We start from the raw sequence: 11,109 nt of genomic DNA on the forward strand, positions 1-11,109 counted from the left end.
CCTTTATGTACTTCACTTTTTAGCCACTCAATAAAAATTTCTATTTTGGGGTTTTTCTTATTGGGTAGGGTGGCGACATAATAGCGTTGTGGACATAACAATTTTTTATCCGGAAATGGCTTGATCAATTCGCCTTTCTTAATTCGTTTGTTGACGAGACTCTCTCGGCCCATTGCCACTCCGGCATGGTTGATCGCCGCGGTAATGGCTAGGTCTGAGCGGTCAAAGCCGATACTGATGACTGAGTTTAACGAGTCAATCTTAAAATTATCAGCCCAAAATCCCCATTCGTCCATGTTCGAATCATATCCCCATGCTTGGCTATCATGCAATAAGGTACAGTGTCTCAAATTATCAATATTGCCTGTTAAATCATGCTTTTCAGCGTACGCAGGACTGCATACCGGTACAATCGTTTCTTCCATGATATCTTGACAAAATAACTTGCTCATTTTTTTTTCATCAAAATAGATCGCCACATCGATGCCATGTCCATGGAAATTGATATTTTCATTGCCCGTTAAAATGTTGAGTGAGATAGCGGGATATTGCGCTTGAAAATCTGCAATTCTCGGTACCAACCAACACTGCGCAAAAGAAGGTCGAGAATAGATAGTCAAGGCACCGGAAATTTCGTTATTTTTTACCTCAAGTATTTCCTGATTCAAGCTACTTAACGCATATTTTATGGCGATATAAATTCGCTCACCTTCACTCGTTAGCTCAATTTTGCGGTGGGAGCGTTTAAATAACAAAATATCTAATTCATTCTCCAGTGCATTCATTCGATGAGATATTGCGCTTGGGGTTATCGATAGCTCTTCGGCCGCAAGGGAAAAAGATCTGTGTCTGGCTGCCACTTCGAAGGTATGCATTTTAGATAGTTGAAAGCTATTTAATAACTTATTTTTGGAGATGACATTGTCTTGGCTGTACATAACACATGCTCTTTTAGGGACGGTTTCGACGAAATTAGGTAACAACAATAACATTCTGGTTTAAAAAAAATAACCCAAATCGAGTCAATCCACATTTTTTTGATGTATATCACCTACTTGTTTAAATCTCGCTCATGTGAAGTTGAGTATTCATCGTTTGTCAGTGAGTGATGATTCTTGTCTAATAGCCCTAAATATAACGCCACATAACAACACGAAATAAGAGGTCACAAATGGTATCGAATTTATGGGTTATCGGAACCCTTATAACCAGTATAATTTTGATTGTCATTGCCATCGTGAAGCTAAAAGTCCATCCCTTTTTAGCCTTACTTTTAGCAAGTTTTTACGTCGGCACCTTAATGGGCATGGAGCCTACCGCCATGGTAAATGCGATGGAAAGTGGTATTGGTAGCACACTTGGATTTTTGGCTGCCGTTATCGGTCTGGGTACTATCCTTGGCAAGATGATGGAGGTTTCTGGTGGTGCTGAGCGAATCGGTATTACGCTGCAAAAATGTCGCTGGTTATCACCTGAAGTCATCATGGTGTTCGTTGGCTTAGTATGCGGTATTACACTTTTTGTTGAAGTTGGGGTGGTTCTGCTGATCCCGCTGGCTTTTTCAATTGCCAAGAAAACTAATACCTCACTATTAAATCTAGCGATTCCACTTTGTACTGCATTAATGGCGGTGCATTGTATTGTACCTCCACACCCAGCCGCGCTTTATGTGACGAATGCACTCGGCGCCGATATTGGTGCGGTGATCTTCTATGGTTTGCTCATTGCTGTTGCCGCTTCGTTGATTGGTGGTCCGCTGTTCCTCAAAGTTGTTGGAGGCAACCTGCCATTCAAAAAAGTACCGGAAGAATTTTCATCACTTGAGGTACGTAAAGAAGAAGATCTACCTTCACTGGGCGCGACACTGTTTACAGTATTACTGCCTATTATTTTAATGTTAGCTAAAACAGTCGCTGAACTTAATATGACTGCAGGCTCTACGATATATACGGTATTTGAATTCCTTGGAAACCCAATCACCGCCATGTTTATCGCCGCTTTTGTCGCATACTATGTGTTAGGTATTAAGCAAAACATGGGCATGCCTGAATTACTCGAAAAAACGGAAGACTGCTTCTCTTCTATTGCTAATATCCTCCTGATTATTGGTGCTGGTGGCGCTTTCAACGGTGTACTCAAAGGCAGTGGCTTAGGCGATGTGCTTGCTCAGATCTTATCTAACCTAGATATGCATCCTATTTTGTTAGCTTGGTTGGTTGCTATTATTCTGCATGCGGCAGTGGGTTCGGCAACAGTAGCTATGATGGGAGCAACTGCTATTGTTTCTCCAATGCTTGTACTTTACCCGGATGTTAGCCCTGAAATTATCACGCTGGCAATTGGTTCCGGCGCGATTGGTTGCACCATCGTCACGGACTCTCTGTTCTGGCTCGTCAAGCAATACTCCGGTGCGACGCTAAATGAAACATTTAAATATTATACAACGGCAACCTTCATCGCATCATTCGTTGCGCTGGGTGCTACTTTCCTGCTGTCTTACATCATTTAAAATTAAGGGCAAAAAATGAACACGTTTAATACTGAAAAACTAGTGGCTGACTTTCCGCTAGTAACTAAAATGATCGCATTGGAAGAGCTAAGCTGGTTTAACCCGAATATCACGACGCTGCACGCAGGATTACCCTACGTGGGACTGGATCAAACTAATATTCAAGATGCCAGTGCACGATTAAAACGTTTTGCTCCCTATTTGGTGCAAGCATTTCCGGAAACGGCTGTGACCAATGGCATCATCGAATCTGATGTTGTTGATATTGCTGCGATGAAAGCTGCATTAGAGATCGAGTACAATACGACGATCACCGGCAGATTATTATTGAAAAAAGACAGCCACTTACCTATTGCTGGTTCAATCAAGGCCAGAGGTGGTATTTATGAAGTATTAACCCATGCCGAAAAATTGGCGATACAAGAAGGGTTACTTTCTGAATCCGATGACTACAGCAAGCTGTTTACCGATGAGTTCCGTGCTTTCTTCAGCAATTACAGCATTGCTGTTGGTTCAACGGGCAACCTGGGAATGTCAATCGGTATTATGAGTGCCAAACTGGGCTTTTCAGTTAGCGTACATATGTCCGCAGACGCGCGTCAATGGAAGAAAGACAAGCTCCGTTCACATGGTGTCAACGTTGTCGAATACCAGCAAGACTACGGCGTTGCTGTTGAACAAGGCCGAAAGGAAGCGGAGAAAGATCTAAAGTGCTTCTTCATTGATGATGAAAATTCTCAAACACTGTTCTTAGGTTACTCTGTTGCCGGTGAAAGATTGAAGGCGCAGTTTGAAGACATGAATATTGTCGTTGATGAAAACCATCCGCTATTTGTTTATCTACCCTGTGGTGTTGGCGGCGGCCCTGGTGGTGTGGCTTTCGGACTCAAGATGGCTTTCGGTGATAATGTTCACTGTATATTTGCCGAGCCAACGCACTCTCCTTGTATGTTACTCGGGATCCATACGGGACTGCATGATGCCATTGCAGTACAAGATATCGGTATTGATAACGTGACTGCCGCAGATGGTCTAGCCGTTGGCCGTGCATCTGGATTTGTAGGCCGAGCAATGGAAAGATTGCTCGATGGTTATTATACCATTAGCGATCAGAGAATGTATGACCTGCTTGGGCTATTGAATAAAGTTGAAGCTATTCAACTAGAACCTTCAGCATTAGCGGGTATGTTAGGTCCCATTTTTGTTGCTGATAATGATGAATACCTTAACCGTATGGATATAAGTGAGGCTAAGTTGAAAAACGCAACGCACCTTGTATGGGCTACGGGTGGCGGCATGGTTCCAGCTCTAGAGATGGAAACATATCTGTCAAAAGCGAACAGCTAATCGAAAGTAAACGTTAATTTAACGTGCCAATAATCTGGCTGCAGCGCTGCAGCCAGACACTATCCTATTTATTTCCAAAACAAGTTAAGTTCATTTCTCTGACGCTATATTCCTCGAGCCTGCATTGCCTGGTACTTTGAAAAGTTTAATCGTGGCCTAAAACTATATTATCTTGGATTAATTTTTTAGATAGTTTTAGTAATAATTGCTGCTCGTTCGATGTTAAAGGAGAAAAATAATCAGTTGTTATTTGCTGTATGTATTTGCTAACTATCTTTTTGGTTATGTTGCCTTTTTCCGTCAAGGCTAAGTACCGAGCTTTTTTGTTTATTTCACTTTTATGCACTTCGATGAGGTTACGCTTAATACAATTATCAACTAAGCGTTTGGTGACAGAGCGTTCACGATGTAAAGTTTCAGCTAAGGTTTGTTGTGGTATTTCCCCTAAATGGCTGAGAACACGAAGTACACCAAACATCTCGAGTGTAATTTCAAATTCAGTGCTGACTTTTTGATTAATTAGGGTTCGAAATTGTTTGTAAGCTAGTCCCATCATAAACGCGGCGCTGTTATCTAATTCAGGTACACCGGTGATTTTTTTTGTCATAATAGTCTCGAGAACGTGTTAACTGATGAAGAGCGAATAGTATACTTAAAGTTACGGTTAACTCCCATGCTCGTAGATAAGTATTTTCTAATCCAAATGAAGTGTTACCCATATACAATTGGATTGGCAACATAGTGGCTAATAATGCATCGGCATGTATATCTCTAGATGGACCTTGTGATGTCGCCATCCATTTCGCGAGCACAAACACTAAGCAGCCTAACCCGAATCCATAAAAGATAATGGTCTCTTGATGACCCGCCATTAGCAGTGTAAAGATAGCAGCAAGTGCGCAACCACCAATTTGAGTGAGGAAACGCAGGTCGACAACATCTTTAAATTTATCTCGACTAAATTGTGTTGCCGCTGCAATCACTGGCACCATGCAAAAAGTGGCTGAAATTAAATCGGCAATCATCAAAAATGCCAATCCAGATCCAATCAATCCTGTGGTAACAACACGATGTTGATAAGTGACTGCCTGTGGTTTAAATACCGGTGCTTTTCTGCTTTTATTAATTGGAAATAGCATCACCATTATTTTGGCAATAACGGCGGTTATTAGCATTGATATCAATATTTCGCGCACCCGCATAGGCATATCAAAGCTATCTAATTGCGAGAAAACCACTATTAATATCCAGTTAAACGTAGGCATTATCATGCCGCCTAATTTAATCGGATTATCAGCTCTACAACGCATTTGATCGATAAAAATGAGACTTATAGTCCAAACTACAAACGGGTGTTCGTGAAATACCTGACAAACTAGCAATGCACAGGATGCGGCTATGAAGGTAGGGAAAAATATCTTAAATATCCCCTGCCATGAATAATCTTTGCCTTTAGTCATCAGGATGGTTGGGTATAGAGCCAAATATACCGCTGAATTAAGATCAAGTAGTTTTCCAGCTAGCATGCACAACGTGATGGTAAAGGTAACTCTCAACACTTCATTGGTATGCGGTTTTTTAATCAACATATTGTTACCTTTATACGACTTAGTAGATGTAGCGGAACCAAGACACTAATTTAATCCAGACGTAGCCAGCAGTGTCGATAGCGGCATTGCCGTTTTCAACTATCACGCTTGCACGTGACCCGGCGATAAGAACTGCACTTGCGTCTTCGACGTGAATTCGAGTGCGGATCTTTTGTTGTGCTCGGATCCAACGGCTGTTATTTGCAACGTCTGATAGTTGATTTACTGAGTTTGAGGAATCAAAAATAGCCCGGTCTTGATCGGTTATAGTGCCGGAAAATACTTGACCAGGAATCGCATCAAATGCCACCCATACATGAGATCCAGACTGTAAGTGAACCACCCCTTTTTCGTTAAAGTCGGCGCTAAGCCAGTTATTTTTCTCGTTAACCATAAACAATGAAACGCTGCCCTTATTCGCATAGGAGCCAGACTGTAGTTGTAAATTACTGATTGATCCTGCTGTTTTCGCAACCACATCGGTGCGGGTAAGGTCGAGTTTTGCTGTGGCTAATTTAATCTCAGCCAACTCAATCGCGGCATTTTTATTGTTACTCGATAACTCGGCTTTAATGCGTAAGATATCTGCGTTTGCTACTTCTACAGCGCTTTTAGCTATATTGGCATTCATACGCGTATCATCCACATCTTGCTTGGTGATGAGACCTTTGCTTAATAGCTTCTGGTAACGAAGGTGTTTGGTTTCAGCGTTATGTAATTCTAAATTACGTTGAATCAAGGTCTGATTTGCAGCTTGTAACTCTTGCCATTTAGCTTTATTTGACTCTTGAGCTTGATGAAGCTCTGCCTTTGCTTGATGTACCGCTAATGCATAACTCTGCTCATCAAGGCTGAATAAAATGTCGCCCGCGTTAACATGCTGACCATTTTTTACATTGACGGCGGTGATCACACCTGAAACCTCTGGCGCTATATTGGCAATGGTTTTATGCATTGTAGCCTGTGTGGTGAAGGGGGATATGTTATCTAAACTCACCAAGAAAATAGAAACAACGACAGTGATAGTGAGCACGGTATAGATAGTGACTTTATAAATTTTAGCGTTCATCTTTTGTTACCCATACAACAAAAACAAGTTGGGCCAGTATATTCCTTTTTGTTGCGTTTGCAACAAAAAATATGTATTTAACTTTAAATATTAAATTTAACAAAGAAGAAAGGGCCCCTGAGATGACGGCCATATTGGGGTAGGCGCTATAACCGTGAGAGAGGCCTCTTTCCTAGCATAAGATTATGTTTTTAACGCTAAGCATCTATACAATAAAGGTTATTTTATGTTTTTATAATATATCTTATGAGGTTCTGATGTTTGTTTTACAATCAAAATATGGTTTGTTGTTTCAACAACATGGAGATTTGCAGGAGCAAGTTAATGATTTAAAATTGCAAAATAGAAACTTGGAATTAAAAAACCAAGCACTATCCGAGCAGTTGGACAATACATTGAATGATGCCGATATAGAATTCAAACATATGCTTTTGAAATGCACGATTGAGTGTATTCACCATGTCGAAGGTGTGAGAGAGACTGTACTTTCTTCATATCAAGCTATTGAGTTAGAAAGTCAATCGAGTGAGCAGATTAAAGAGTTGCTTGATGTTTCAAGCCATTCTTTAAAACATATTGTTGCTGAAATGCAAGGTTTAACACATAAGATGGGGGGAATGACGGATAATATTTCTGGCTTGTCACAAATGGCAACGAGTATAAATACTTTTGTGTCGACGATCTCAAAGATTTCAGATCAAACTAATTTACTTGCGCTCAATGCTGCCATTGAAGCAGCTCGGGCGGGTGACGCAGGAAGAGGATTCAGTGTTGTCGCTGATGAAGTCAGGGCACTCGCTAACAATACTAATTCATCGGCAAACGAGGTGGCTGAATTGGTGAATGGCATTATCGAATCTACGTCTGAAACAGTCGGTTCGGTAAATGATATTCAAAATAGTAATAGTCAATTGTCAGGTGGTGTGGATAAACTAAATGATGATTACACTTCGATCGTTAATCGTTGCACCTCTATGAATCAAACCATTAACAATGCCTCATTACGTACTTTTATTCAGACGGTAAAATTAGATCATATTGTTTGGAAGGGGGAGGTCTATGCCGTTGCATCAGGTGTTAGTAATAAGTCCGTTGATGACTTTACCGATCATAGCATGTGCCGACTAGGTAAATGGTATCAAAGTGTCGGCGCTGAAAATTATGGTAATACCCCAGCGTTTAGAAAACTAGATGAACCGCATCGAGGAGTTCATCGAAATGGAGTTGAAGCTTTAGCTTTAATCTTTAGCGGTGAAAAGAAACGGGCTATTGAACATTTAATTGCTATGGAAGAAGCCAGCAAAATGGTGATGAAATATCTTGATGAGTTATCGCTATAACGTACCAAGTCTTATATTTGTTTTAGACCATGAGTTAGATTATTTTATTTATATACAAGCGTCAGAATAGTGCTTTAATTCCGTAGTGCCTCTTAGTATCCAGCCTTCGGTATTGGTGGCTTTAATCATTAAATAATCTAAAGACGGCGCAAACCAAAACACAGCATTATCATCCTGTAACTCGATGACTTTGATGACTTCGATATCACCAAAATAACGGCTAGATAATATCTCTTCACCGACAACGTGGTATTCAAATAACTCCATTTCATCAGTCGCTTGCCTGAGAGTGTAAAAATGTTTTTTACCCTGTTTGACATTCCCTTGCAGTTGCATGGCAATGCTATCCATGCCTTGTAGTGGGTATGTCGAACTGTGGTATCGTGTTATTTCACCATTGAGCTCGACAATCGAATCTTGTCCATCATTGGTTATATTAACGCGCATATCGCGATTTTTAAATCCCGATATAACTTGGTGAAAGTGCTCAGTTAAATAGCGTTTTTTTTGCGGTTTATAGTGGGCTATTGAGGTTTGATAAAACGTGGTATTGATACCGAGAATGCTCATGTTACTACGCGTTAAAAAAGACAGTGTATTACCTTGTTGTTTTATCTTTCGTTGTAACTCACCAGTATAAAAACCGTTTAAATATAGGTCATAAACAATGTCTTGTTCACAAGATATATGCTCACTTGCTTGAGCTGAAATATGGATGGAATCTATGACTAATATTAACAATATAATCTTTAACATAATGATTTAAAACGCTTCGTTAATGTTCAGGTAAAACTCGGTACTGTCATCGCCAACTCCAATGTCTGCACGTATGTTAACTCGATCTTTTACATTGAAGCGAAAACCAGTTCCATAACTCACTAATGTTTCTTCAAATAATCCTGAGATATCATTGGCAACAGAACCCGCTCCAGTCCAAAAAACCATGCCTACACGCCAATAAATGGGGACCCGATATTCCACTTGGCTAAATATCATTTGATTGTTTACATGCCGACCTTCTAGATAGCCGCGTAATTTATCATCGCCACCTAAGCTAGCTAATTGTACAAAGGGGCTATCATCACTATTAAACTCGCCTTCGACTTGCCATGCAAGCGTGCCGACAATATCTTGGAAATGATGATATTGGCTATAATATAATTGATATTGTTCATAGCTTTCAGATTGTGAATAGCTGTACATTTGGTTAAATTGAAAACCAATATTTATGCCTTTAAAGGCGTTATCAATATTGTCCCTGCTGTCATAATCAATTTTAATTGAGCCGCCAATACTATTATCTTTTACTAAAAGCTCGGTATTGTTGGCGGTGTTTTTTTCAATGCCTGTAGGGGTAATCGATACACCTTTAACACCGTAGCCGATATAAAGATGAGATGATGTTTTGTGCAGCCATATTAGATCAGCAGAAAATTGTTCTGCGGTGTAATTAGTGACATTATCCGATTGTCCTGACAGCCCGTAAAAATAACTCGCGTCATTGGCGATATTGGCATTAATAAATAACCTGTTGTTATCGGATTCAAAAAAATTCTTGTTCTTTAGACTAACCCCATAAGAGTTATTTTCAGAATAATAGCTATTGAGAGATACGGAGGATGGTTGACTTAATGCGGCATCAGATAAGTTATATAGCCCCACATAAAGCGCACCAATACCAAGTCCTTTCTCTGGCGTGTAGTAAGCCGTAGGAATAATACTTGAATTTAATCCTTGGTCTTTTTCGTAGGTTTTACTGGCGCCCAATGTATTTAAAATATCATCAAGGGACTTAGTTACTATATTTTCAGGCCAACTAAAGAGCGTGTTATCTGTTAATTCATGTCCTGTGCTCGATGCAGAAAAATTGGTGAGCATAGCTATGAATAATATATTGTTATAATTTAACAAAAAATAGCCACCAATTATAATAATAACCATGGGCGCTTATACGTTACATACAGAGTGGGATTTATATTATCACTCTGATTTAAAGCGATAAAACCTCAACAGATGTTAAGGCTTTATTTTAGTTGGAATTATTATGTCTATAAGTAAAAATTATCTACAAACGACAGCTCGCGGTAATATCTAAACGCGGGTTAATCACGTTACTTTCAACGCCATACAATCCCAGTAAAGTATGGAATAAATTATCGTGTGAGAAAGTACCTTGTTTGGCTTTCTGCATTAAACAACCCTTATCAATCCCTTTCGCATCAGCATATTGCTGTGGTAACCACATAAATAAAGGCACTTGAGTTTGTTCTTCAGGAGCAAATGCGTAAGGTGTGCCATGTAGATACAAGCCTTTTTCACCTAGAGATTCGCCATGATCAGACATATACAGTAGCGCCACGTTGTAGTCCTTGGCATAACTTTGTAATTTCTTAATGGTTTCAGCAATCACATAATCAGTATAGGCAATGGTATTGTCGTAGACGTTAATTATTTCTTTGTCAGTACAATTTTCAATATCACTTTTATTGCATGATGGCGTGAACAATTCTTGTTGATGTGGATAGCGCTTAAAATAAGTTGGCCCGTGGCTACCAATTAAATGCATAGCAATTAATTTATTGCCTTGCATATCGGCAACCTCATCATCAAATGTCTTTAGCATGACTTCGTCATAACAGCTTTCGCCATTACAAAGGTCGGTCTTTTGCTGTGCGTCGACATTGATGAGCTTAACGCCTTTGGCGACAGATTTATCACCACCATCATCGTCTTTCCAAAGCACGTTAACCTTGGCATGTTTTAATACATCCAGCACATCGTCTTGGCTGTTGGCTCTGCTTTTATTGTAGTTGCTACGATTTAAATTTGAGAACATACAAGGTAATGAATGCGCAGTTGCGGTGCCACAAGAAGACACATCTTGAAAAGAAATAATGCCCATATCTTGGGTGTAAGGATTGGTATTTCGTGCATAACCGTTATAGCCAATGTTCATTGAACGTGCCGTTTCACCGACGATGAGTACCATTAAGGTTGGCTTGCCATTTTTGGCTGGAGATAACACCGCATCTTCACCTTGGCGTTTGTAAGTTAGCTTTTCAGTAAAGATTTCTTTTTCTAGATATTTGAAGGTATTGAAAATATGTGCGGGTACTATCATCTTGTGGAGGTAAGAATTGTTACGGCCGATAGAGACATAATCCTTATAAAAACAAACTGTAATTAACAGGCTTATCACGATAGCGACGACGACTAACACGATCCTTTTTAAAACGCGTGTAAGTAATGGCTCTT

General features: G+C 39.9%; 10 protein-coding genes. 3 read left to right on the forward strand and 7 right to left on the reverse strand.

Translation table 11 applies throughout. The features are described 5' to 3' along the window. A partial coding sequence (gene dsdC, locus QNK26_RS16740) for a DNA-binding transcriptional regulator DsdC (protein ID WP_319225092.1) occupies window positions 1-938 on the reverse strand: 938 nt, incomplete at its 3' end. Between the two features lie 233 nt (window positions 939-1,171). Here dsdC and dsdX point away from each other — a divergent pair. Continuing rightward, entirely contained in the window at window positions 1,172-2,509 is a 1,338-nt protein-coding gene (dsdX, locus tag QNK26_RS16745; protein WP_319225094.1) for a D-serine transporter DsdX, read from the forward strand. Window positions 2,510-2,524: 15 nt separating this feature from the next. Further along, a complete protein-coding gene (locus QNK26_RS16750; protein WP_319225096.1) occupies window positions 2,525-3,856 on the forward strand; it encodes a D-serine ammonia-lyase in 1,332 nt (443 codons plus the stop codon). A gap of 145 nt (window positions 3,857-4,001) precedes the next feature. Here QNK26_RS16750 and QNK26_RS16755 read toward each other — a convergent pair whose 3' ends face one another. Genes QNK26_RS16755 through QNK26_RS16765 form a run of 3 tightly spaced genes read right to left on the reverse strand, consistent with a single transcriptional unit; the run spans window position 4,002 to window position 6,514 of the window. Then, entirely contained in the window at window positions 4,002-4,463 is a 462-nt protein-coding gene (locus QNK26_RS16755) for a MarR family winged helix-turn-helix transcriptional regulator (protein WP_319225098.1), read from the reverse strand. Continuing rightward, entirely contained in the window at window positions 4,435-5,445 is a 1,011-nt protein-coding gene (locus tag QNK26_RS16760) for a DUF2955 domain-containing protein (protein ID WP_319225100.1), read from the reverse strand. The genes QNK26_RS16755 and QNK26_RS16760 overlap by 29 nt, the downstream gene beginning before the upstream one ends. Window positions 5,446-5,464: 19 nt before the next feature. Beyond that, window positions 5,465-6,514, reverse strand: a complete 1,050-nt coding sequence (locus tag QNK26_RS16765; protein ID WP_319225102.1) for an HlyD family secretion protein — start codon at window positions 6,512-6,514, stop codon at window positions 5,465-5,467. Window positions 6,515-6,771: 257 nt separating this feature from the next. Here QNK26_RS16765 and QNK26_RS16770 point away from each other — a divergent pair, with 257 nt between their 5' ends. Continuing rightward, window positions 6,772-7,854, forward strand: coding sequence for a methyl-accepting chemotaxis protein (locus tag QNK26_RS16770; protein WP_319225103.1), 1,083 nt, complete (start codon window positions 6,772-6,774; stop codon window positions 7,852-7,854). Between the two features lie 48 nt (window positions 7,855-7,902). Here QNK26_RS16770 and QNK26_RS16775 read toward each other — a convergent pair whose 3' ends face one another. The 3 genes from QNK26_RS16775 to QNK26_RS16785 all read right to left on the reverse strand — a co-directional run. After that, window positions 7,903-8,595, reverse strand: coding sequence for a hypothetical protein (locus tag QNK26_RS16775; RefSeq protein ID WP_319225104.1), 693 nt, complete (start codon window positions 8,593-8,595; stop codon window positions 7,903-7,905). A gap of 21 nt (window positions 8,596-8,616) precedes the next feature. Next, window positions 8,617-9,765 (reverse strand): hypothetical protein, encoded by a 1,149-nt coding sequence (locus QNK26_RS16780; protein ID WP_319225105.1) that lies wholly within the window; start codon window positions 9,763-9,765, stop codon window positions 8,617-8,619. Window positions 9,766-9,919: 154 nt separating this feature from the next. Continuing rightward, a partial coding sequence (locus QNK26_RS16785; protein ID WP_319225107.1) for a phosphoethanolamine transferase occupies window positions 9,920-11,109 on the reverse strand: 1,190 nt, incomplete at its 5' end.

The sequence above is a fragment of the Moritella sp. genome, assembly GCF_033791185.1.
GTDB lineage: Bacteria > Pseudomonadota > Gammaproteobacteria > Enterobacterales > Moritellaceae > Moritella.

Excerpts from the sequence above, each read along its gene's own strand:
- dsdX (WP_319225094.1), top strand. The coding sequence starts at position 1,172 with ATGGTATCGAATTTATGGGTTATCGGAACCCTTATAACCAGTATAATT.
- QNK26_RS16750 (WP_319225096.1), top strand. The coding sequence starts at position 2,525 with ATGAACACGTTTAATACTGAAAAACTAGTGGCTGACTTTCCGCTAGTA.
- QNK26_RS16755 (WP_319225098.1), bottom strand. The coding sequence starts at position 4,463 with ATGACAAAAAAAATCACCGGTGTACCTGAATTAGATAACAGCGCCGCG.
- QNK26_RS16760 (WP_319225100.1), bottom strand. The coding sequence starts at position 5,445 with ATGTTGATTAAAAAACCGCATACCAATGAAGTGTTGAGAGTTACCTTT.
- QNK26_RS16765 (WP_319225102.1), bottom strand. The coding sequence starts at position 6,514 with ATGAACGCTAAAATTTATAAAGTCACTATCTATACCGTGCTCACTATC.
- QNK26_RS16770 (WP_319225103.1), top strand. The coding sequence starts at position 6,772 with ATGTTTGTTTTACAATCAAAATATGGTTTGTTGTTTCAACAACATGGA.